We start from the raw sequence: 23311 nt of genomic DNA on the forward strand, positions 1-23311 counted from the left end.
TAGACCCAACACCTAACACCTAAAACCTAACACCTCAGGTTAGGGTTTAGGGGTTGGGGGCTGAGCCAACGTTAACCCGATGCCCCATGCCCGGTGCCCCACGCCAAATTCCAAAGCACAGGCGGACTTCGAGATCCGCCTAAGTCCGCCTTAACTAACTCTTAAATAAATGCTCGTTGCTGTCTGGTTGAGCGAGCTGAATTCGTCAAGCCGCTGAAGTAACAGATATTCTTAAGACATACCTCTCTTGCCCCGAGCCGTACTTGCCTTCCGTTTGCGCTTTTCCAGCGGCGTTTCAAAGTGCCGGCGACTCTTGACATCTGCTAAGATTCCCGAACGGGAAACTTGACGTTTAAACCGGCGCAGAGCCGATTCAATGTTTTCGTTTTCGCCGATAACCACTTGGGTCATTGTTTCTCCTTGACCTTTACTGCTAAAAGGAATTGAGTTGCTTATCTGGCGCTGCCAGCTTTTCTGGGCGGGGGAGTGCGGGCGAGTGGGAGCGCCACGGGTTGCGCCCAACTGGACGGCACCGCCGCACCGCTGCCGGGCGCTAAATATCTGAGAAACAATCTCAGACTTGTCTTTTGCCGTTGGGCCCTCCCCAGTCCCCAGCTCAGCTGAAAGCGTCTCCTGAAAACCATTTTAATAGCCGGTGCGAAAGGATTTGCCGGCGCAGCCACTTTCTTTTCGGAGCCCGCACGGGGCTTTGGCCAGTTTGCAGCCGGCACAGCCGGCACACTTCCCCCGGCACACTTCCCCGCACCGGCAGCCGTGCCGGCGCTTTTTTTGCCCCTGCGGCCACTTGCCCCGGGCCCCGCCCCTTCCGCTTAATCTCTTCTCAAATATTGCCTCTCTTTCTTGGCGCACAGGCTCGTCTTGGCGGTAAAAAATCTTAATTCACCCGTAAATTTGCGTAAATTATTCTACCGTATAAAAGACAGGTCAACGGCACCGAAGTTAGTGCTCAAAGCCAGATTGACATTTTCCAGACCTTTAACCAACCAGTGCACGGCGTCTCGGGTAGAAGACTCGTAGTGGTTAAACAAAATGGAAAATCGCCGTTCCAGATAGGGCTTAACTTTGCGGCAGAGGAGGACAATTTTCAGGAGCAAGCCGGTGGTGATAGCGGGCCCGACATTGGAAATCAGGTCAATCAAGACAAAGTGATTAGGTCGCTGCGGGCTTTCCACCACTAAAAAATTCAGCAACTGGCTGCAAGTTCTCACCAGCAGGAAATCGCTGAACTTCTGAGAATCGCTCTGGGGAAGAGTGTTTTGCAGCTGCTTGTACAGGCGGTCGTTAAATTGACGCTTGCCGTATGCGGGGTCTATTGAGGAAATCAGATATTCGTACAATTCCTTTTTAAACGTGCCGTAGGTGCGAGTTTGGCTGGTGTGGGTGAGAAAGCTGTGAGCCAAGTCCCGATAAGTATAAGACCCCTCAACTTTCCCCACAAATTGTTTCAGAGATGCGTACAGTTCCCGATCGCTGAGGAGGGTGGGATTCTCCACCGGCAGGACAATCCGCCCGGCAGCCGGTGCGAGCCCTTTGCGCGCCTGCTGCGCCTTGCGCACCTGATAAGTCACATACTGTGACAGCTTGCTCTCAAATTGTTTTTGCCGCTGGGCTTGCAGAAGCCGGACCGTTTGCTGGTGTTCGTAAGTGCTGCCCTCAGCCAGCAAGCAATGCTCGTATAAATAAGGATACCGCCGGATCAAAGTGCCCAGAGGTCTAGTTTCCTGGCTGCTGCTGGCCTCTGGGGTTTGGCTCATCACTTGCGCCAAGCGCCGCAGCGTCAGGTACTGCTCGCTCTGGGCGAACTGGCTCACCAGTTCCTGCCAGCGGGCTCCTTTGTGGTGCCTGGAGTAAGCCCCAGAAGTTGTGCGGCACCCGTCAAACAGCTCGATCAGCTCAGCAATGCTCCCTTGCGTCTGCGGAAGCATTTGCCAGCGGTTGATTAGAATGTGGCAGCAGCGATTCAGAACAAACTTAAATTCTTGTTCCGCCTGCTTCGATGCCGCCAGGTGTTCCAGAGCTCTTGCCACTTCTGGCTCGCGATACCCCCAACTGTCTATAAACAAGTTTCGGAAGCGCTCAATCAGCTGTGACGGCGACTCTTGTTCCACCCAGTAAAGCAGGTAATTGTAAATTAACTGCTCATCATAACTGTCTTTCCTGCTGCTCTGAGAATGATCTGTCAAAGTATCCATCTGGTCTTAGCACCTCCGCTCTGGTATCCGGTCTCTTGCGACCGCCACTTCTGTTGAACTCAGTTTTTATTTTCTTCTGAGCGACCCAGCAGCAGACGCTTACAAACCGCTGTGCTGACTTTTAAATAAATAAGTATCAATAGTTTAACGGTCTTCACCCCAAGGACGCATCCGAAAACTCACGAGTTCCCCGCTGAATCTTAAAGGGACTCCGCGAACTGTCGCGTTTTTACGCTTGCCGGCTGACCTGTCCTGTGAGAGCCCCAGGCGAGGGTTCGGCCCTTCAGGGAGCCCAGACAGATGTCAAGCACGCCCTGCCTCCCAAAGGCTTCTGTCCCCTCACCCGACCGTATGCGGGCCCCTCACTGCCTGATGAGCTCTCAGCCGCTGCCGTCTGATCTGTGCATCATTTCCAAGGAGCCGGCCTGCTGTGTTCCAGAAGTCCTTCACCTGCCGCACCGGCCACCTCCCCCACCGGGCCTGAACTCGATGGATCGAGTCTGTTCCTCTGGCAGTAGAGGCCGCTGTTGCCGGCTGTCAGCCAACAATCAGTCCGGTTGCTAATTACACTTTACACAACCCCCGGCTGCCCGTAAATAAAGAAACCGTAAAGATCCGCCAGGGAACTAAGGATTTTCTGTAAAAATTTCGTAAACCGCGCTGTCAGGGTTCCTCTGTGGCAAATACACTCGCCGGGGCTTGACTCCAGAGGCCAGAGCGTGGTAAAGAAAAAGCGGGTATTGGGTGTCGCCAGCCACGCCTGCCAATGCCCATCAGGCGCTGGAGGCGAGACAGAAAATCCCCAAAACGACACTGAAATAGAATTTTAGATTTTGGATTTTGCATTAATCTAAAATCTGAAATCTCAAATCCCACCCATCCCCCATGACCACCTTTCGTGTCACCTTAGCCCAGCTGAGCGAAATTATCGAGGCCACGCACGCTGAAGAGCAGGATGTCGCACCCGACACACCGGCAGCCGGTATAACCACAGACACCCGCAGCCTCAAGACCGGCGAGGTGTTTGTGGCCCTGCGGGGGGAAAACTTTGACGGCCATGAATTTGTCCCCGCAGCCATCGAGAAAGGGGCGCTCGCCGCCATTACCGATCGCCACCTGCCCGTGCCGGTGCCGCAACTGGTGGTCAAAGACACCCTGCAAGCTTACCAAGCCATCGCCAGCTGGTGGCGCAGCCAGTTCCAAATTCCCGTGATTGCCGTCACCGGCTCGTTTGGCAAAACCACCACCAAAGAGCTAATCGCGGCAGTCTTGGGCACCCGAGGCAGCGTCCTAAAAACCCAGCTCAACTACAATAACGAAATTGGAGTTCCCAAAACCCTCCTACAACTCACCCGCTCCCACGACTTTGCCGTTATCGAAATGGCCATGCGCGGCCCGGGCCAGATAGCCGAGCTGGCCAGGATCGCCCGCCCCACGATTGGTGCGATCGTCAATGCCGGCACCGCCCATATCGGTTTGCTGGGCTCTGAGGGAGCGATTGCCAGAGCCAAGTGCGAGCTGCTCGCCGAAATGCCCCCCTGCAGCATCGCCGTGATCAACCACGACAGCAAGCTGTTAATGGAAACCGCCGCCAGTGTCTGGCAGGGCAAAACGGTCACCTATGGCTTAGAAGGGGGGGATTTGCGCGGAGAGCTGACTGACAGCGAAACCCTAGAAGTCGAGGGGGTGAGGCTTCCCCTGCCCCTGGCGGGACGCCACAATGCGAGTAACTACCTAGCCGCCCTGGCAGTGGCCAAACTCCTCGGGGTCAGCTGGGAGCCCCTCACCGCAGGGCTGCCGGTGGTCCTGCCAGAAGGGCGGGCGCGGCGCTACGACCTGCCTAATGATATTGTAATTTTGGATGAAAGTTACAATGCCGGTTTGGAATCCGTGCGGGCGGCGCTGCACTTGCTGGCGCAAACCCCTGGCAAACGCCGGATTGCCGTACTCGGAACCATGCGGGAGCTCGGCGACCGGTCTGTGGAGTTCCACCGGCTCGTCGGCGCGACCGCACGCCAGCTGAATCTCGACGCCCTCTTCATTTTTGCGGATGAGGCAGAAGCGCAAGCCATGGCGCAAGGCGCTGCCGGCATCCCTTTCGTAGAGACGAGGGTTATTGCCAGTGAGCTAGCTCACGCCGCTTTAGTAGAGCGTTTGAAAAAGTTTGTCCTTCCGGGCGACTGCTTGCTTTTTAAAGCGTCGCATGCTGTCAGGCTAGACAGGGTTGTGGAGCAATTTCGCACGGAGTTTCTCCCCCAAGCTTAGAACCTTTAAGGTGCGGGGATTTCAGGTTCCCAGGCCCGGCCTGGGAACAGAGGCTCACAGGCTTTTTCCCCAGCCGCACTTCCCGCATCTTTTCTGCAATCCCCTCTCTTGAACTCTCGCACCAAAGCGCGAATCAAATCGGGCCTGCTGCCTGGAAACAAGTTTAGCATTGTTTGCAGTCATGGGTCTGTCCCGAAATGCAATCTCTCACAACTTATCAAGTCTTTCCATCTGCCAGCTTATGAACTTTACCCGAAGAAACTTCAATAAACGCGCTGTCGGGCTGGTGCTTGCCGGTGCGATAACTCCCTCAGTGTTCAAACAATTACAACTGCAAGCTCAAGTCCCAGAAAATCCTCTGAGAGGAAATTCCACAGTCAGTCCTGACCTCTCAGAAACAGTCAGCAGTAAAATGGCTGACCTTCTCGCTTCTCTCACCCCAGAAACAGAGCTTTTAGTGCCGACTTTTCTGGGAAATGACCAGAGACGCTTCTATGGAAGGGGCACCCCTAAAGGGTTGAAGCTCCTCGACCGATTCAACCTGGGAAGCGGCATAACAGCCTTTAGGGGGTATCGAACCTGGAGCGGTGCGGGGTGGACTGGACAGCCCACTCTCACCAGAGACAGGGGAAAAATCTACCTGACGATTGGTGCCTTCGACCACAGCTTGCGCAAAATCGACATTAAAACTAACGAGGTCGTTTGGCGGTATAAGTTTGACGATATCATCAAAGGTTCGGCAACGGTTTATATCGACCCAACGGCCAGTGAGGAGAACCAGATTGTTATTTTACAGGGAAGCCGGATGGGTGTCAAGAACTCCCTGCTATCGCCCGCGCCGGCACCCAGCTTCAGAGCCATTTCCTTCAGGACCGGCAAGGAACTCTGGAAGCTGAACATTAGAAAAACCGACAGCTACAGCCGGGACAACGACAGCAGTCCCATCGATTTGGGGGAGGGGGTTTTGTTCAATGCCGGTGAAAATGGCATCGGCTATTTCATCAATCGCTCCGCCCGCACCGCCAAGAGAAAAGAGGGAATCGTCCAGCCAGAGATTCTCTCAGAGGTCAAGCTTTACGAGACAGCAGATATCGGAAAACATGGGGGAAATCTGGTTGCGGAGTCATCTCCGGCACGCCTGCGGGACAGAATTTTCATCGCCGCCGGTTCCGGACACATCTACGGGATTAGCATTGAGAAGCGCCAAATCGTCTGGGACTTCTACACCGGCTCGGATATGGACGGAAGCGTGTCTGTCTCCAAAGACGAGAAACTCTTTTGCGCCATTGAAAAGCAATACATTCCAGGTAACGGCGGAATTCTGAAACTCGATCCCAGCAAAAAAGAGTCCGAAAGTGTGGAGTGGTTTTTCCCCACCGGCAATGCCAGGTTAGCCGACTGGCAAGGGGGAGTCATCGGTTCAGCGGCCCTCAATGACGAGTACCGCACCGGCGAAATCCCCCCCTTGTTTGCCACCTGCGCGATAGACGGAAACCTCTACATTGGCTCGCAAACGACGGTCACAGGGCAAAAGGTGAGGGGACCGCTGCTGAACAAACAGTACGACACGCCATTAATTGTCTTCAAAAAGCTGATTGGCGGGTCAATCTCCACGCCGGTATTCACCGACGGCAATAAACTGATTGCGGCGACTTATAATGGAGTTTACCTGTTCAATCTTTACTGGGAGCCGGCCAAGCGGGGCGAGAAAAACGCCCTGATGAATTCTCGGGGAGAGTTCTATCGCCTGACAGTAGAGCAAGCCGAACACTTCCAGCCGGGGATATCGTTTGAATCGACGCCGGTGGTTTGGGATGGGATTGTGAGAATTTGCGCGAGGGATGGCTGGATGTATGCGCTGGGATAGGGATTGGGGATGCCGGGATTTGAGATGCCGGGATTTGGGGATTTGGGGATTGATTGTTTGGCGTGCCGGCCCCATGAGCGCGAGTCTCACGCGGATGAGGCGCGCTCATCTCATGCGCGTGAGGCAGAGGCCCGAACACTTCCAGCCGGGGATATGGTTTGAATCGAAGCCGGTGGTTTGGGATGGGATTGTGAGAATTTGCGCGAGGGATGGCTGGATGTATACGCTGGGATAGGGATTTGAGATGCCGGGATTTGGGGATGCCGGCCCCATGAGCGTGAGACTCAGGCGCGTGAGGTGCGGCGGTAAATCATGCGCGTGAGCCAGAGGCCCAATGCCCCATGCCCCATACCCCATATGCTAGAAAGAGCTACCGGCTGCTGCCGGCGATCCCGGCGATAGCTGCAGCCAACGCACGCCGGCTCAACCGGCTTGAGGAGCTACTTAATTTTCGCCGCCAAGTTAGCCAGCACTGCTGCCAATTTAGCCGGCTCGACCGGCTTGGGCAAGTGCTTTTGGAAGCCGGCTTGCATGGCCTTGCGGCGGTCTTCCTCTCGGGCGTAGGCCGTCAGCGCCACAGCCGGAATCTCTCCCCCAGCCGCCGCCGATCGCTCCCGGATGTGGCGGAGCAGCGAATAGCCATCCTCTCCAGGCATGCCGATGTCGCTCACCAGCAGGTCCGGCTTCATCACCTCCATCACTTGCAGCGCTTCACTGGCATCAGAAGCGGTCCTCACCGAAGCGCCGTACTGTGCCAGCACGGTGGCGATAAGGTCGCAGGTATCGGCATCGTCGTCAACAACGAGCACCCGCAAGCCATCGAGGGGGCGAGACGGTGAGGGGGCGAAGAAGTGATTTTCTCTCTGCTGCCCTCTGTCCTCAACCCCTTCTTCTCGGCTGACTTGCAGCAGGGGGAGCCGCACCGTAAATCTTGCCCCCAAGTCTTTCCCCTCACTGAACGCCTCAACGGTTCCGCCGTGCAGTTCCACAAGGTAGCGGACGATAGTCAGCCCCAGTCCCAGTCCGCCGTGGCTTCTGGTAATGGAGCCGTCGGCTTGGCGGAAGCCTTCAAACACGTGGGGGAGAAACTCAGGATCTATACCAATGCCGGTGTCGCTGACGGTTATCTGGGCTTGGTTGCCCGCCGGCTCCAGCCGGACTTCCACGCGCCCTCCTGAGGGGGTAAACTTGATGGCATTGGAAAGCAAATTGCTAACAATTTGCTGCAAGCGGTCCGCATCGGCCCTGACGGTGCCGGCGTCTTCAGCGAATGCGGTTTGAATGGCAATATTCTTCGCCGAGGCTGCCGGCTGGTGCGTCTGAATGGCTTCGGCGACGATCTGCCCCAGGTTGACCGCCTGAACGCTCAGGCGAACTTTGCCGCGAATGATGCGCGAGACGTCGAGGATATCGTCGATCAGTTTCACCTGTTGCTTGGCGTTGCGCTCGATAGTTTGCAGCGCCTTAGTAACAGTAGCTTGGTTCAACTGCTCGGTGCGCATCAATTGCGCCCAGCCGAGGATAGAGTTCAGCGGCGTGCGCAGTTCGTGGGACACTATCGCCAGAAATTCATCCTTGATGCGGTTGGCTGTTTCGGCTTGCGTTCGCGCATGAAGCTCTCGCTCAGCTGCAGCTTCCGCTTCTGCGCGTGCGGCTCGCTCGCGCTCTAGCCACTGGGCGCGCTCTTCTTCGGCCCGCTTTCGGTCGTCAATGTCGGTGCAGGTGCCGAACCACTTGACAATTCTGCCCTCTCTGTCGCGCAATGGCAAGGCTCGACCGAGATGCCAGCGGTAAGTTCCGTCTGACGCCCGCCGGAAGCGGTATTCCATTTGGAACGTCTCGCCGGTGCGCACGGCGCGACTCCAGGCGTCGAGACTCCCCAGCCGGTCGTCTGGGTGCAGCGCCCCCTGCCACTCCCAGCCCTGACTTTGCTCGGGAGTCATGCCGGTGCAGTCGGGCCACCGCTGGTTGCAGTAATCCCAAGATCCGTCCGGTCGTGCCGTCCACACGATCTGGGGAATGTTTTCCGCCAAGAACCGGTAGTACCGCTCGGAAGCTTCCGCTTCTGCCCGAGCCACTCGCTGGCGCTCTAGCAGCTGCGCTCTCTCTTCTTCTGAGTGCTGCCGGTGAATGGCTTCCGCCAGGATGTTGGCAGCGGTTTGCAAGAAGTGAATGTCATCTCGGCTGAAAGTGCGGTGTTGGGTCGCGTGTGCGCCCAGAACGCCCCAAGGCCGGTTGCCTCCGGAGATAATTACGCTCATCCCGCTAATTGCGCCCCTGTCGCGCAGCAGGGAGGAGGCGGTGAATCGCCTTTCGCTGCGGAAGTCTTCAATGACGACCGGCTCAGAGGAAAGCAGGGTGTAGCCCGCCTGCGAGTCAAGTCCGGCGCTTACGGTGGCCTGCCCCACCAGCCCTTCCGGCCAGCCCCAGCCGGCTCGCAGCAGCAGGGAGCTCCCATCTCGAAGGAGTTCTAAAACCTGGCAGCACTCCACTTCCAGGGTTTCGGCGATGTTTCTTGTGGCTTCGCCCATCAGCGCGTCAAGGCGGGTGCCGGCGAGCGCTTGCTGGCTGAGGTGAGCGAGCGCCTCCTGCTGTCGCGCCCGCCCTCTCAACTCTTCCTCTGCCTGCTTGCGCTTGGTGATGTCGGCTCGGATGGCTAAATATTGGAAGGGTTTCCCACTCTCATCCAGCAGCGGAACAATGGTCGTGTCCACCCAGTAATAGGTTCCGTCTTTGGCGCGGTTCTTGATTTCTCCCCTCCAAATTTTCCCGCTAGAAATTGTCTCCCAAAGTTGAGTGAAAAATTCTCGGCTGTGATGGCCTGAATTGATGACGCGGTGGGTCCTGCCGAGCAGTTCTTCCTGGGAATATTGGGATATCTCGCAAAACTTGTCGTTGACGTAGTTGATAACTCCCCGCCGGTCGGTTCTGGCCACGATGGCGGACTGGTCTAGGGCAAATTTGATGTCTGACAGCTCTTTGAGGGTTTTTTGCAGTTCCTCCTCCGCCCGCTTTCGCTCTGTGATATCGGCTCGGATTGCTAAATATTGCAAAGGGTGTCCGTGGCTGTCCAGAAACGGAACAATGGTCGTGTCCACCCAGTAATAGGTTCCATCTTTTGCCCGGTTCTTGATTTCGTTCCTCCAAATTTTGCCGCTAGAAATTGTCTGCCAAAGCTCCCTGAAGAAGTCTTTGGAATGATACCCTGAATTAATAATGCGATGGGTTTGCCCAAGCAGTTCTTCCCGGGAATATTTTGATATCTCACAAAACTTCTCGTTTACATAGGTAATCACTCCCTTGCCGTCGGTCATGGCCACGATGGCGGACTGGTCTAAGGCAAATTTGATGTCTGACAGCTCTTTGAGGGTTTTTTGGCGCTCTTCCTCCGCTAGTTCGGAAGTCATATCGCGCACCACTTTCGAGAATCCTCTGAAATTGCCAGCGTCGTCCCGCAAGGCGGTAATCACAACATTCGCCCAGAATCGCGTGCCGTCTTTGCGGACGCGCCAGCCCCTGTCTTCAACCCGACCCTCAGTTGCTGCTACCTGCAGTAAGTATTCAGGCTTACCCTGTGCGGTGTCTTCCTCGGTGTAAAAGCGGGAGAAATGCTGCCCGATAATTTCTTCAGCTTTATATCCCTTGATGCGCTCTGCCCCTTCGTTCCAGGTAACGACGCGCCCGCTGGGATCGAGGGTGAAAATAGCGTAGTCTTTGACCCCTTGCACCAGCCAGCGAAAGCTTTCCTCACTGGAACTCAGCTTTTTTTCAGCGTTGTGGCGGGCGGCGGAAAGCGAGCCGGTCAGCAGCGCTGCCGCCACGAACACGCCGAACAGCAAGATGTCGCTGAAAGCGGTCAGGTGCGGCGGGGATGCCGGCACTGGCAGGAAGTAGTGAGCGCACAGGGCGGACAGGACACCGGCTAGCAGTCCAGGCCCAACGCCTCCATACCAGGCGCTGAACATCACAGCGGCAAAAAACAGGGGCGTAGGGCTGCGCTGCATTGCCGGATTGAGTGCGAGTGCCAGCAGCAGCGCCAGCGCCACAGCCACTGCGGCGAGGCCATAGCGCCGCAGATGGGAGCGCTTCAATTGCCAGTGATTCCAGCTTCGGGAGTTGGGTAGCCAGCGCATTTTTTTTAGGGAGGGTTGAGTGTTGCTCTTGGTAAGATTATCCTAACTAATTATTGCTGGTTTGAGTGCGGCACCAGGCATGACTGAAAGGGGATCGTGCTATCTGTGCAAAAATAAGCTTTCTACCAAAGGCGGGAAAACCGGCAGCCAGCTGGGCGAAGCCAAGAAACTGGCATCTTGTGCTAGATAAATATACTCAACGTCCCGTCTGGCGTGTCAGGGTGAGAAAGTGGCGCATAGCCGCCAGCTATCAAGGCAAAAAGTGAGGGCAACTTGGCGAAAAAACTTGACATAATTCTCGTGATTGATGTAGAATCTACCTGCTGGGAAGGAGCGCCGCCGGCGGGGCAAGAAAGCGAAATCATTGAGATAGGAATTTGTGCGATTGATGTCGCATCCGGACAGCGACTTCCGAAAGCAAGTATCCTGGTCAAACCCGAACGCTCTCGGGTCAGTGAGTTCTGCACCCAGCTGACGACTTTAACGCCAGAGCAAGTTGACAGAGGGATTCCCTTTGCCACGGCTTGTTCAATTTTAACCCAACAGCATCTCTCTAAAGAGAGAGTTTGGGCGAGTTATGGGGATTACGACCGGCGGCAATTTGAAAGGCAGTGCCAATCTCGCAAGGTGAGCTATCCTTTTGGCCCAACCCATATCAATGTCAAGAATTTGTTTGCCATCACTCACGCCTTGCCTCATGAAGTTGGCATGGCAGAAGCCTTGGAATTGCTAAATCTTCCCCTGGAAGGCACTCACCACCGGGGAGGGGATGATGCTTGGAATATTGCCGGCATTCTCTCAGACTTGCTGTTGCGGGCGAGAGGGAATATTGCGCAGTAGCGTTGCGGCGCAACGCACCTTACAGGAAAATATAGCGGCTCTCATATTAGTGAGGTTCATATTAGTGAGAGAGGGGCGGCCTCACTAATATGAAAAATGCTCTAAAGTTCAGGGCTGGCGCAAACGGATATCGGTGAGGTTGGCATTGGTTAAATTGGCACCGGCAAGGTTGGAGCCGGTGAGATTAGCGCCCGCCAAATTGGCATCAGTCAGGTTAGCGCGTTCCAGATGGGCGTCGGTGAGGTTAGCTCGCTGCAAATTAGCTTTATACAGGTAGGCATTGCTGAGGAAAGCACTCGTCAAGTCAGCACCGGCAAGCTTGGCAACACTCAAAACGGCCTTAGTCAAATCCGCCTTCCTCAACTTCGCGCCGGTGAGATCCGCATAACTCAAATTAGCGCTTTTCAAGTTACACTGACTGAGGTCAGCGCCATCCAGTTTGGCAGCAACCAATCCCGCACCCAGCATGTAGGCACCGCTGAGGTTGGCATTGCTGAGCGCCGCACCCTTGAGGCTGGCATCTGCCAGAAAAGACTGGCTTAAATCAGCCCCAATCAGATTGGCATTCTCCAACTTGGCAGCCTCCAGGTTAGCGCCGCTGAGCTTAGCACCGCTGAGATCCGCACCCGTGAGGTTGGCGAGTTTCAGTTCAGCTTCCAGCAGCACTGCTTCCTTCAAAAAAGCAGCAAGCAACTTCGCCTCTCTCAGATCCGCACCTCTGAGTTTAGCACCCTTGAGTCGGGCGTAACTTAGGTTAGCGCCCCTGAGTTTAACAGCCCTCATTTTGGCACCCCGCATTTTAGCCGCCTCCAAGTCCGCCCCTTCCAGATTCGCGTTCCAGAGGGCGGCTTCCTGGAGTTGGGCACCTCGGAGGTTAGCACCGGCAAGGTTAGCATCGCTGAGGTCACTTTCATTGAGGATAGCCTCACTCAGGTTCGCTCCCCGCAAGTTAGCACCTTTGAGATCAGCGCCGCTGAGGTCGCATTTTGGGCAGCGGTTGGTTTGCCGCAACGTTTCGACATGTTTGGGATTTGCCCCGAATGCCGGTGCTGCTAGCCACAGGGGAGCGAGCAAAAGTGGGAGCGCGAAGATTCGAGGTTGCATATTCTTTCTAATTCTCTGACGTTTCATATTACCGGGAAGAACCCCACCCCCCAACCCCCTCCCCGCTTGCGGGGAGGGGGAGAAAGAGAGAGTGGGAGTTGGATTGAAATCATCTTGTTTTACTGCAGCGCCTATTGTCCTAAGGGTTGTGGGACGCGATAGCATCCTTCTGGCATGACCGGCATACTATAATCATAAGAAACATTCAGGAAAAGCAGGACAGCGGGATGCCGGCAGAGCGGAACCCAGAAACAAATACCGTGCGGCTTTTGGAAATCGCCTCACAGCACGCTTCAGCCCAACGCTGGGCTGAAGCCGAGCAACTTTGCCGGCAAGTCCTGCGGATGGACGCCCTGCCGGTTGAGGCGCTGAAACTCCTGGGGGCGATTGCCGGCAGCAAGGGCGAGCTAGAGGGGGCGATTGAGATAGCACAACTGCAGGATTCTGTCAAGTTAGAGGACTTGAGCGAACAGCTGGAATACTTTGCCGATACGGCTGCCGCCATTGCTGAGCTAAACTTGGTAATTAGTGTTGATACGGCGGTTGCTCACTTGGCCCGACTGGCGGTGGGTGCGGTCGCGCGAAGACAGTCCCTAGTCTCCCATGATGCGGCTGTTCCGCCAGTCCTAACCGGGTGATTGATCAGGGGTGTTTGAGCGAGTGGCAATGGCGCTGAAAAATTACAGAGACGCACAGATGAGCGAATCGGGAAATGGGGAAACCCCCCAATATAACACGGAAAATATTTTACCGGCAACCGGCAGTTCCTCGGCTAGCAAATTGCTGAAAATGGCTGGCGGACATTATCATGCGGGGCGGCTAAAAGAGGCTGAGGCGATATGCCGGCAAGTTATCGAGCTGCAGCCGGAAAGTCCAGAGGCTCTGTTGCTGCTGGGCGCGATTGCCTATCGCGATAAAAAAGTAGACGAGGCGATAACTCTCTACCGGCAATCCCTGCGCTTTATGCCCAACAATGCGGAAGCTCACAACAATCTGGCTGTGGCTTTAAAGGAGCAAGGAAAGGTAGAAGAAGCAGTTAGCCACTACCAGCAAGCCGTCGCCCTGAAGCCAGACTATGCGGAAGCTTGGCACAATATCGGACTTCTGTTTGGCGGTGGGGGCAAATTTGCCGAAGCGAGTCTCTGCTGCCAGAAGGCTGTGGATTTTAAGCCGAACTGGGCGGACGCCCGCAACAGTTTGGCCACATCTTTAAAGGAGGAAGGCAAATTAGCAGAGGCGATGGATCACTACAACAAAGCTTTGGAACTTGACCCCAATCATATTAACGCTCGCTGTGGGCGGGCGGATGTGCTGTTGCGCACCGGCAATTTGCTGCAGGGCTTTTCTGAATATGAGTGGCGCTTGCGGCACAAAGACTGTCCGTCTCGCGGTTTATCTGAACCGCTTTGGGATGGTTCAAAGGCTGAGGGCAAGACAATTTTGCTCCACACTGAGCAAGGGTTGGGGGATGCGATTCAGTTTATCCGCTATGTTACCCTGGTGCGAGATCGGTGCGCTCGTGTGGTGGTGGAGTGCAATCAAAAATCTCTGCGGCGCTTGCTGGCAAGGGCTGCCGGTGTGGGTGATATTTTAGTGAGGGGGGAACCGCTTCCAGAGTTTGACTTTCAGGCTCCGCTAATGAGCCTACCCAAGATTCTGGAAACCACTCTGGAGACAGTGCCGGCTCAAATTCCTTACTTATCTGTGCCGGATTCCGCCACGCTCAAACTGCCGGTCCCGCCGGCTGCCGGTGTGAGAGTGGGGGCTGTCTGGGCGGCGAATGCGCTCAATAAAACGGCGGCAAAGCGCTCTTGCCCCCTGTCTCTTTTTCAGAAAGTTTTAGACACTCCTGGCGTGACTTTCTACAGTCTCCAGAAAGAACTGCAGGCGGCAGAACTTAAGTTGCTAAACAGTCGAAAAAAGGTGTACAATCTGAAAGATTCTCTTTACGACCTGGCGGAAACTGCTGCAGCTATTTCACAGCTCGATTTGGTGATTTCCGCAGACACGGCTGTGGCGCACCTCGCCGGCGCGTTGGGCAAGCCGGTGTGGGTGCTGCTACCTTTTCACGCGGATTGGCGGTGGCTGGAAAATCGCTCGGACACGCCTTGGTATCCTACTATGCGGCTGTTCCGGCAGTCTGGGGCGGATCGCTGGGAGGACGTGCTGGAACAGGTGGTGGGGGAACTGCAAGCGCTGGTTTCAGAACACCGGCACTCCCAGCAACAGACTGCCGGTGGGGAGGTGCCGGTTTCTCCAGGTGTGGGCGATGCCAAAAATATTGCCGGCGAACCCGCCCCTATACTTCCTGCCGGCGGTTTCAATCGCTTGAAACAATGCCGGTACGGTGTTATGATTTACAATGTCAATGATGTCTATATCGGCAGGTCGCTCGATTTATATGGTGAGTACAGCGAGGGTGAGGTTGAGCTTTTCAAGCAAATCCTCCGACCGGGAGATGTGGCGGTAGATGCGGGGGCAAATATCGGGGCGCACACAGTTTTCTTCGCTCAAGCTGTGGGAGAGAGGGGGGCGGTTCTGGCTTTTGAACCGCAGCGGATTGTTTTTCAAACCCTGTGCGCTAATATAGCGCTCAACAGCATCACTAACACTTACTGCTACAGCGTCGCCCTGGGCAGCTCTCCTGGATCTATCCGCGTGCCTCCGCTCAACTACAGCCAGCTGAATAATTTTGGGGGGCTGGCACTGGGGGGCTATTTGGAAGGGGAGCCGGTGGAGGTGAGAACGCTGGACAGTTTCGCTTTAGAAAAGTGCCGGTTGATTAAGATTGATGTGGAAGGAATGGAGTTGCAGGTGTTGCAGGGGGCTGTCAATACGGTTGAGAAATTCAAGCCGGCGCTTTATGTTGAAAATGACCGGCGGGAGAAGGCTGCGGCTCTGATTCGCTATCTGGACTCTATTGGGTACGCGATGTACTGGCACCGGCCAACCTACTACAATCCTAACAATTTTTTGGGCAATCGTGACAATGTGTTTGGCAGGACGATTTCTGTGAATATGCTGTGCGTGCACCGGCAGTACAATTCTAGTGTGCAGGGGCTTGAGCCGGTGGGGTAAAGAAATGATTGAACCGCCAAGACGCCATAGACGCGCTTTCTCGGCTTCCCGCAGGGTAGGACGCCAAGGAAGATTGGGAGAGTGGTTGGCTTGAAAGTTGATTTTTTTTTGGGGATGTGCTATTATTGGGGGAGAGGCGCGGAGGAAAGCAAATCCTCAGGGTGGGCCCTAAAGAAGGTGTTCGCATATGTTATGCTGGTTAGGAGAACTAAGGACAGTTTATGCAGTTACCGGATCCGCTCAGTGAAGCCGATTTGCAGCGTTTGGCAAACAATCCCGAAGCCATAACCGCTCTGGGAGTGGAGTTCCAATTGGCGCTGGCCAATTATGCCGGCACGCCAAGCACTATTTTAGAAGTTCTCGCCGGCAGTTCCGATGCTGGGGTGAGTCAAGCGGCTCGTCTCCATGTAAGTTTGGCGGGAGAAATGACGGAAGGTTGGCTTGAGGCTCTCGATGCGGAACTGAGAGCGGCTGAACTGGGACAAAATGACCGCCTTGCTGTGGAGCTTCTGAAGTTTGCGCCGGTTCCGGACTGTTTCTTGAGTGAGTGGGTGCCGGCTGAGTGCCTGATCGAAGCACTTGGCAATCCTTATTTGCCGGTGCGATACCGGCTGAAGTTTCTGGAGCGAGTGGCGCAGGAAGGAACCCTAGAACTGCGATTGCAAGTAGCTCAATGGCCAGAAACGCCGGCGGTGGTGCTTTCGCAATTGGCGGGGGATTTGGAATTGCCGGTGCGCCTAGCAGTGAAGTCCAATCCCAACTGTCCGCCGGCGCTGATGGAGCTGGTGGAGGGACAGCACGCGGTTGCAGCAGATCGGAATGCGGATGCTGAGGAACTCGCCATGTTAGGAGAAAGCCGGTGGGCGTGGGTGCGTTTGGCAGTGGCGCAAAATCCTGCGACTCCCGCAGACATGCTGCTGCAGTTAGCCGGCGATCCTGTATTCGAGATTCAGCTAGCTGTTGTCAAGAATCCGCAAACACCGGCATCTGTACTGGCTGTGCTGGCGGAGCATCCAGAGAAAGCAGTACAGGAAGCTGTAGCGGAGCACCGACACGCAACGGAGGAAATTCTGCACCGCCTGTTCCCGAGACACCAAGATATTTTGAGGGAGCGGAAGAAGTTGCCGGCGAGCATTCTGGAGCGGTTTTTTAGGGAAACGGCGACAGAGGAGCCCCTTTGGGAACAATACAGTTTGCTGCGTCTTCTCCTGAGGGAGCCGAACACACCGGCATGGATTTTGTCGCAATTGGCTGAAGTCGATGTAGAGGAATTGAGAAGAGAGAGTATAAACGAGTTTGACTCTTCTGACTTTCTAGAAGTTGGTGAGGAATTTAGTAAAGCCGCTCTGTATTTTCTGGCTGATGTCGCCAAACACCCGCAAGTTACAGGAGAAATTTTAGAGCGAGTGAGCCAGTATCCGAGTCCAGTGGTTAAGTTAGCGGTCGCACAAAATGCGAAAACTCCTGAAGCGCTCAAACTGCTTCTGCTAGAAGAACTCTCGGTTCATCCTGACGAGGTCATTCAAGTCCAAGTCGCAAAAGATATCCACACGCCCGTGTCTGTTCTGGAAGCGATGGCGCGAAATGAGTTTTATCCAGCCAAGCTCCTGCGGATAATTCGGCGAATTCTGGCATCAGAGTGTGCGGAAGACGCTGACTGGTTCCAAGAAACTGATGAGGAACGTATTATCTGCAAGCTGAAGCGTGAGGTTTTATATCCAGCGAATATCGCTGTAGATGTCGAGCGTTGGCTGCAAGTCATTCAAAATTCTGATATCCTGGAAAGGTTAGCCGGTGCTTGGGAATGGGATTTGTTCGGAGAAGATAGCGACAGCAGTAGCGAGGTTGAGCGAGCGCTCCCTCTGTGGGTGGAAGTCTTGCCCGGACTGCCGGTAGAAAAAGTCCTAAAAGTCATGGGGACTATTTTTGGTATATTAGAATCCCTTAACAGCGACGTAAAAACCAATTATAGCATGCGTTCTGTAGCTGTCGCCTTAGCCGGCAATCCTAACACTCCAGCTGGAGTGCGAGAGCAGTTAAATAATCAGTTAATCGGGCCCCCTGGAGGGCGCGATTATTACAACAGCTATTTCGATATATTTCTGGCAATAGCTTATAATACGGCCATTCCAGAAGCGGAACGCCGGACATATTTTCAGACCCTCATTACAGCGGGTGTTGCTCTAGCAGATATTGCAGAAGATCCTCGCACTCCCGCCGACATTCTAGAGCAACTCTTAGAGCGAGGCCAGCAACAGGCCATTGCCAAAAATCCTGCGGCTCCCGAATCCTTACTCAGACGAATTGCTGACCGACCTCAGCCACATGACGGTGTGTTGAGGGTTATCGCTGAAAATCCCAAAGCTCCCCCCGATTTGTTGGTTCGATTTGTCAGACAGCCGCATGAGAACCGCACTCACAGTAATGTTTCTATGCTAGATTTGGTGCTGGACAACCCAAATCTGCCGGTTGAGGAGCGCTATCGGTTCCTGCTTGAAAAAGAAGAAAATGAGAAAAATGCCAAGGCTCGCGAGTTTGTGTCGCGCCGACTGAATAGCCCTTACGCACTGGCGGAACTGCTAAAAAGTGGCGACCGCAACGCTCTCTACAGCGCCGCCCGCAATCCTCTGACACCGGCTCACATCCTGGAACAGCTCGCAAAACATCCCGATGAAAGCGTTCGCCGCGTGTTGGTGGACAATCCAAACTTGCCCGCCAGCATTCGTCTGGAACTCGCCCGCGATCCGAGCGTTTCCGTGCGGTGCAAGCTAGCACGCAAGGACTCCCACCGGCAAACACCCGCGCAAGTTTTAGAACTGCTGGCCAATGATGAGTCGGAACAGGTCAGGGAATACGTTGCAGAAAACTCCGACACACCGGCAGAGATTTTGGTGAAGCTAGCGAATGATACTAGCCGCCAAGTTAAAACTAAAGTATCGAGCAATCTCAACACACCTGTAGAGGTTTTGGAACGCTTGGGTTTGTCGGAAGGAATTTTTAGCCCCCGCAATCCGAATACTCCAGGCAGCGTTCTGGATCGCGCCGTATCCCAGATGCCGGCAAAGCAACTAGAGAATTTCCTGAAATATCCGGTTAAAGGCTCCCAAATTATCGCCCGCACTCTAGCTCGACTGGCTTCTCACAGCAATAATTCCGTGCGCTATCACGTGGCAGCCCATCCCAACACTCCAGCTAGCGCTCTCGAAATACTATCTTTCCACTCTGACGTTTCTATCGTGCGTGCGGTAGCCGCGAACCCGAATACTCCCCCGGACATTCTCGTGCGACTGACTGGCCATCCTGATTCTACAACTCGTTATAACGTAGGGAAAAATCCCAATATTCCGCCGGCGGCGCTGGAACTGCTTGCCCTGTCTAGCGAAAGTGAAGCGAGCGCACCTCCCACCTCTAAGGATGCTTTAAAAAGCGTGATGTCGGGTGCTGACATCAACGAAATTCGCAGTATCGTTGCCAGCAATCCCCGCACTCCTCTGTTCGTTTTGCAGAGGCTGGCGCTCAGGGAGATTGTGAGGCTCGAAGAGACGGGGCGGCTTTCCGAGCCGGTGTTTTCTCCCACAACGGTTGAAGATGTGCTGGAAGCTCTGGTTAGCAATCCCAGCTTGACTCCCCAGATTTTAGCCAGCTTAGCTGTCGCTCCCAGTCCTAAAATTCGCCGTCTCTTGATAGAGCATCCCAACCTGACTCCTGAACTTTGGCAGCAGCTAGCAGGAGATGAGGATGCTTCCGTGCGGGGAGCGCTCGCTTCTCACCTCAACTGTCCGATTTCGCTTCTGGAAACGCTCGCTAGCGATAGGGAGAGAGACATCCGCCAAAAAGTGGCAGCCCATCCCAACACGCCGGCAACTACTCTGGAATTTCTCAGCCGAGATGTGGATGCCGGCGTGCGAGTCGCCCTCGCTGCCAATCCCAAGACAGCCGGTGCTGTCTTGGAAAAGCTAGCGCAGGATGAAAAAGTTGAAGTCCGCCGCGCCGCCGCCCAAAACCCAAACACGCCAACTTCTCTTCGAGAATCCCTGCGATACTTGCTGCCTCAACCTATTTCCTCTCAACCCAGCCCAACCTTGCGAGGGCTCAGCCGCATTTACAATCCCAACACCGATGATTTGCCAACCGTACTCTCGGAATACGCCCAATCTCCCAACGCTTTTGTTCGCTTTGTTGCCCTATCGCACCCCCTAACGCCGGCGAGCGCACTCCGACAGGGATCTCAGTCTCTATTTTGGCTCTTGCGCTGTGCCGTCGCCGGGAATCCCGGCACTCCTGCAGACATTCGCAACTCACTCGCACAGGACAGCAACCGCATTGTGCGAGCCACTGCCAAAGCCTCTCTGCAAAACTCAATCCTGTAACTTTATGAATCCCAAAACAGTACAGCTTCTCGGCACATTAGAGGTTTTTCTGGAAAACCGATTGTTTTGCATATTGCCATACAATCACGCTTCATCCTGGCAGCCTTTCGCCTGGGATTCGGCAGAAAACGGCGCACTTAATGTAATGAATCTCCTGCTAGCAGAAGGCTGGATGCACCTAACCGACCCAGAAGTAGCTGTGGAAAGCTGGCAGCAAATAGAGCGCAGGGGAACCGCTACGGAAGACGATGAGTCCTACGCTCCCGAATGGGAGGAGCGCGAAAATATTTTAGATCCTGAAACTTACGAGTTGAGAGCCGAATACTATCAAGAGCTTTACCAATTGATTCAGAGCCGAGTTAAACAGTTAAAAGCTTTGAAGTTATGCTGCTCGACCGACTTCGCTTGCTATGTTATTTTAGGAGAGACAGAAACAGGGGACTGGCTCTGCATCGCTCCTACCGTCCCTCAAGAGACCCCCGATTTGGGAGACATTATCGTTACTGAACCTTGCCCTAACTCAGAATTCAAGGCTGCGGTACAAGAGACAGCTCTTTCGCTTAAAGGAGAAATTGACAATATTTTATCAGACCTGACCCCCATAAGTATCTACGGCCACTATGAAGGGAGCTATGACCACACCTACGACCACAAAATTGTTTGTGAAGTCGCAGCTACAGATAAATTGGCTCTCCAAGCAGCGCTGCTTTCGTCGGGGTTCCTCACTTTGGGCCAGTTTAGGGAATTGTATCCAAACCCGAACGATTATCTTTTTAACGGTTATAGCAGGCAAGAAGAAGGTGAGCGACTGTACCAAAGATATAGAAAGCTGAATGATTTCCTTCAAAGAAACTTTCCCCAAATGGTTATGTACAGATTGAGGTTCTGGGACATGGAACAGATTTATCTAGTCAGTCAGCCGGCAGGGGACGATTGGGCCGGCCTAAAACTGGCCAGTCAATTTTACTACAATCCTTAATTGTTTGGAAGCGGAGAGAGGATTTTGCTATGATAGGGGGAGGAATGATTGAACCGCCAAGACGCCATAGACGCGCTTTCTCGGCTTCCCGCAGGGTAGGACGCCAAGGAAGAGGGGGAGAGGATGCTAGTAATTAGAGGGGAGAGGGGGGAAGATTGGGCTGCTATTTTTGAGGTTAACCGGCGGGCTTTCGCTGGGGAGGGGGAAGCTAGGTTGGTGGAGAAAATTCGGGAGTCGGCTAGTTTCAATCCGGAGCTGTCTCTGGTGGCGGTAAAAGATGGAGAAGTGGTTGGATATGTGCTGTTTAGTGATATAATAATACAGGGGCGAGAGGGGGATGCGCCGGCACTGGCTCTCGCACCTCTGGCGGTGAGTCCGGAATTCCAAAACCAAGGGATTGGCTCTGAACTTGTGCGGCGGGGTTTGCGGGAGTGCCGGCGGCTGGGCCACAAAGTTGCCGCCGTGCTGGGGCACCCGAACTATTACACTCGCTTTGGCTTTTTCCCGGCAATAGAGAAGGGAATTTCAGCCCCGTTTCCCGTTCCCGATGAGGCATTTATGGTGCTGGAACTGGTGCCGGGGGCGCTGGATGGAGTCACCGGCACAGTTATCTACCCGCCGGCTTTCGATGGAGTTTAGCTTGCTGAGAAACCGGGTTTCTTAACGGCGTGCGAAACCTCTCCTCTCTCTTCTTGGCGCTCTTGGCGTCTTGGCGGTTCACAATCAAAACTAAATCCCGTGACTCTTCCCAATCACCCAGTTGCGCCGGAAAAAGCGGGCGAGCTCTCTTTCCTCCAGAGACAAATAAATCGGGCGTCCGTGGGGACAGGTGCGGGGGTGGCGCGTGCTCTGCCACTGATCTAATAGAGTCTGCATTTCTGGGAGAGTCAGGGGGGTGCCGTTGCGGATGGCGCTGCGACAGGCGGTGGCCACTTGGGCCGCTTGCAAGTCGCCGCAGCTGAGTTCCAGGAGGGCGTCGGCGCAGTCGTCGCGCTTGGCCAGGAGTGCCGGTGCGTTTCGCGCCGCCCACAGCCCTTCCCCGAAGGGATCTATTTCTATGCCGATGCGCTGGAGTTGTTCGAGCTGAACCGGCTTGAGCTGGCTGAGGATGGCGGCGGGTTCCAGGGGGACTAGCTGCCAGTGGTCCTGCAGTTGCTCGTACAGAACCCGCTCGTGGGCGATGTGCTGCTCGACTAGCCACAAGCCGGCGGGGTGCTCCGCCACGATATAGGTGTTGTGCACTTGGGCCAGGGCGCGAAGTGGGGTCAGGGGCGGGGGCGCTTCAGCGGGAGAGGGCTGCACGGAACGGCTGGCGCTGTAACCGCCTTGGCTTTCGGCGGCTTTGAGCAGGCGATCTACGCGCTGCTGGCCGGCATTTGGCAGGTTGGCCCGACTCAAACCGAGGGCTTGCTGGATGGCACCGGCAAGGATTTCCTGCCAGTGGGGGAGGTTCTGCAGGTAAATTTCTGCTTTGGCGGGGTGCCGGTTCCAGTCGATTTGGTCTGGGGAAATCCGCAGGTGGGCGAAACAGACGGGGTAGCGATCTCGGGGCAGGGTTCGCCCAAAGCTGCTGAGGATGGTTTGCTCGAGTTCGGGAGATAGGACAGTGCGCCCGTTTACGGCCACTTTTACCCAGTCGGGACGCCGCCGGTGGCACCGGTCGGGCAAGCCGAGCACTAATTCTATGGTGCCCTTTGCTCCTTCTGTGTTTGGGGGTGCCGGCGCGGGTGCGGTGAGCTGCTGCAAGTCGCTCAACCGCACGTCTCGCAGGACTTGGGGCAGGATGTGTGCGGCTGTTGGGCCAGGGCTGAGGGTGAGCCACCGGCGGTTTTTTTGCTCGATGTGCCAGGCGACATGGGGGTGGCACAGAGCCAGGTGGTAGATGGTTTCTTGAATGGAGCGCAGCTGCTGTGCCGGTGAGGGCAAGCCCAGGCGGCGGGCGGGCCAGCTGCCGAACAGGTCGGAGACGGTGACCACGGTGCCGGGTGCGAGGGCGGCGGCGGTGAGGAGTGCCGGCTCTCCGAGGGTGTTATAAACCGCCCGCCAGCTTTCGGGCTCTGCTGCGCTGGCCGTTTTTGGCCGGCTGCATATCTCCAGAGCCCCCAGCTGCGCTAAACTGTGTAAAGCCTCGCCGCGAAAGCCGAGACTGGTAATTTTCCAGAGGTCGCAACTGCTGTGGATTTTGCTGGTGCTGTGGGCAACTGCCGCCTGCTGGAGGTTGGCTCTGTCCATGCCGGTGCCATTATCTGCCACCCGGACGCGCCAGTGTTCAGGCCACAAGGAAATCGCGATCCGGGTTGCACCGGCATCCAGGGCGTTTTCCGACAGTTCCCGCACCGCCGCCGCCAGAGAGTCTATCACCTCACCGGCGGCGATCAGGTGTACGACTTCTGCGGGTAGGGGTTGGATTTTTGATCCCATTGCAGTCCGTGCCAGGGAGGATTTTACCACAAAGAAGTCAC

Annotated in this window: 14 protein-coding genes; 8 read left to right on the forward strand and 6 right to left on the reverse strand. The window is 55.2% G+C overall.

What is annotated here, in order from left to right; genetic code table 11:
- Nucleotides 1-231: 231 nt before the first annotated feature.
- From rpsU to OSC10802_RS0137800, 3 genes are all read right to left on the reverse strand, one after another.
- The gene (gene rpsU, locus OSC10802_RS0137790) at nucleotides 232-411 is read right to left on the reverse strand and encodes a 30S ribosomal protein S21 (RefSeq protein ID WP_017721957.1); all 180 of its coding nucleotides are present in this window, start codon (nucleotides 409-411) and stop codon (nucleotides 232-234) included.
- Nucleotides 412-616: 205 nt separating this feature from the next.
- The gene (locus OSC10802_RS43690; protein ID WP_155969255.1) at nucleotides 617-805 is read right to left on the reverse strand and encodes a hypothetical protein; all 189 of its coding nucleotides are present in this window, start codon (nucleotides 803-805) and stop codon (nucleotides 617-619) included.
- Nucleotides 806-926: 121 nt separating this feature from the next.
- Nucleotides 927-2213: a Sll1247 family protein gene (locus tag OSC10802_RS0137800; protein WP_017721959.1), complete on the reverse strand. Its 1287-nt coding sequence runs from the start codon at nucleotides 2211-2213 to the stop codon at nucleotides 927-929.
- Between the two features lie 885 nt (nucleotides 2214-3098).
- On the opposite strand from OSC10802_RS0137800, the gene OSC10802_RS0137805 reads away from it, so the two are divergent.
- Both OSC10802_RS0137805 and OSC10802_RS0137815 read left to right on the forward strand, forming a co-directional pair.
- On the forward strand, nucleotides 3099-4478 hold the full coding sequence (locus OSC10802_RS0137805; RefSeq protein WP_017721960.1) for a UDP-N-acetylmuramoyl-tripeptide--D-alanyl-D-alanine ligase: 1380 nt from the start codon (nucleotides 3099-3101) through the stop codon (nucleotides 4476-4478).
- Between the two features lie 241 nt (nucleotides 4479-4719).
- Nucleotides 4720-6345: an outer membrane protein assembly factor BamB family protein gene (locus tag OSC10802_RS0137815; RefSeq protein WP_017721962.1), complete on the forward strand. Its 1626-nt coding sequence runs from the start codon at nucleotides 4720-4722 to the stop codon at nucleotides 6343-6345.
- Between the two features lie 440 nt (nucleotides 6346-6785).
- Here OSC10802_RS0137815 and OSC10802_RS45315 read toward each other — a convergent pair whose 3' ends face one another.
- Complete coding sequence (locus OSC10802_RS45315) at nucleotides 6786-10478, reverse strand: PAS domain S-box protein (protein ID WP_017721964.1); 3693 nt, start codon at nucleotides 10476-10478, stop codon at nucleotides 6786-6788.
- Nucleotides 10479-10751: 273 nt separating this feature from the next.
- Between OSC10802_RS45315 and OSC10802_RS0137830 the strand changes: the two genes are divergently transcribed.
- On the forward strand, nucleotides 10752-11318 hold the full coding sequence (locus tag OSC10802_RS0137830) for a 3'-5' exonuclease (protein ID WP_026099164.1): 567 nt from the start codon (nucleotides 10752-10754) through the stop codon (nucleotides 11316-11318).
- A gap of 108 nt (nucleotides 11319-11426) precedes the next feature.
- On the opposite strand, the gene OSC10802_RS43700 is transcribed toward OSC10802_RS0137830, so the two are convergent.
- Complete coding sequence (locus tag OSC10802_RS43700; RefSeq protein WP_017721966.1) at nucleotides 11427-12422, reverse strand: pentapeptide repeat-containing protein; 996 nt, start codon at nucleotides 12420-12422, stop codon at nucleotides 11427-11429.
- Nucleotides 12423-12649: 227 nt separating this feature from the next.
- Here OSC10802_RS43700 and OSC10802_RS53815 point away from each other — a divergent pair, with 227 nt between their 5' ends.
- The 5 genes from OSC10802_RS53815 (at nucleotide 12650) to OSC10802_RS0137860 (ending at nucleotide 21488) form a co-directional block, all read left to right on the forward strand.
- On the forward strand, nucleotides 12650-13060 hold the full coding sequence (locus tag OSC10802_RS53815) for a glycosyltransferase family 9 protein (RefSeq protein WP_026099165.1): 411 nt from the start codon (nucleotides 12650-12652) through the stop codon (nucleotides 13058-13060).
- Between the two features lie 28 nt (nucleotides 13061-13088).
- On the forward strand, nucleotides 13089-15500 hold the full coding sequence (locus OSC10802_RS45320) for an FkbM family methyltransferase (protein WP_082218506.1): 2412 nt from the start codon (nucleotides 13089-13091) through the stop codon (nucleotides 15498-15500).
- Nucleotides 15501-15721: 221 nt separating this feature from the next.
- Complete coding sequence (locus tag OSC10802_RS0137850; RefSeq protein ID WP_017721968.1) at nucleotides 15722-19870, forward strand: hypothetical protein; 4149 nt, start codon at nucleotides 15722-15724, stop codon at nucleotides 19868-19870.
- A 4-nt stretch (nucleotides 19871-19874) separates the two neighbouring features.
- Nucleotides 19875-20849, forward strand: a complete 975-nt coding sequence (locus OSC10802_RS0137855; RefSeq protein ID WP_017721969.1) for a hypothetical protein — start codon at nucleotides 19875-19877, stop codon at nucleotides 20847-20849.
- 123 nt (nucleotides 20850-20972) lie between these two features.
- On the forward strand, nucleotides 20973-21488 hold the full coding sequence (locus OSC10802_RS0137860) for a GNAT family N-acetyltransferase (protein WP_017721970.1): 516 nt from the start codon (nucleotides 20973-20975) through the stop codon (nucleotides 21486-21488).
- A gap of 90 nt (nucleotides 21489-21578) precedes the next feature.
- On the opposite strand, the gene mutL is transcribed toward OSC10802_RS0137860, so the two are convergent.
- On the reverse strand, nucleotides 21579-23270 hold the full coding sequence (mutL, locus tag OSC10802_RS0137865; RefSeq protein ID WP_026099166.1) for a DNA mismatch repair endonuclease MutL: 1692 nt from the start codon (nucleotides 23268-23270) through the stop codon (nucleotides 21579-21581).
- Nucleotides 23271-23311 lie beyond the last annotated feature (41 nt).

The organism is Kamptonema formosum PCC 10802 (assembly GCF_000332335.1).
Lineage (GTDB): Bacteria > Cyanobacteriota > Cyanobacteriia > Cyanobacteriales > Oscillatoriaceae > Oscillatoria.